The sequence below is a fragment of the Streptomyces capparidis genome (assembly GCF_054782095.1).
This window is the reverse complement of record NZ_BAAGTD010000149.1, coordinates 1-543: the sequence shown is the minus strand read 5'-3', so window position 1 is coordinate 543 and position 543 is coordinate 1. Positions and strand designations below refer to the sequence as shown.

Below are 543 nucleotides of genomic sequence, written 5' to 3'. Positions count from 1 at the left end.
GCATTTTAAGCAGATCTTTGATTAATTTGGGATAGGTCTGATGCTAGTTGTTGGCGAACTCATTCAGTTTCAGTTCGGCTGCTTCACGGTTGGCGGCCCGATGAACTTGTTTAAAGTCACTGATCACGGCCTTGCGGTCTTTTACGCGAACCTTGTTCATCAGATTCCGCCCAACATGAACCAGGCAACGTTGTCGTTTAGCTTTGGGAAAATGCCGATTTAAACCTTCATCCAAACCAACTAACCCATCGGCCACAAACAACAGCACATCTTTGACACCTTGCTTAATCAGGGTTCCCAGTAATTCAGTCCAGATCCCAGTTGATTCCGTCGGCGCCACTTGGTAGTTCAGCACTTCTTTCGTACCATCTGGACGAATGCCAATCGCAATATGAACCGCTTCTTTTTGAACGGTATCCCGCTTTAACGGCAAGTAAGTGGCATCTAAGAAGATAGCCGCATATTGTGAAGCCAGTCGACGTTGCTGGAAAGCTTGAACCTGTTCATTGACGGCTTTAGTCATGTTGGAAACCGTGGCTTTGG

General features: G+C 46.8%; 1 pseudogene. It reads right to left on the bottom strand.

The window, feature by feature from the left end:
• Positions 1-46: 46 nt before the first annotated feature.
• Positions 47-543, bottom strand: a pseudogene (locus ACYVO2_RS37345) (IS256-like element IS1310 family transposase); the annotation flags it as partial.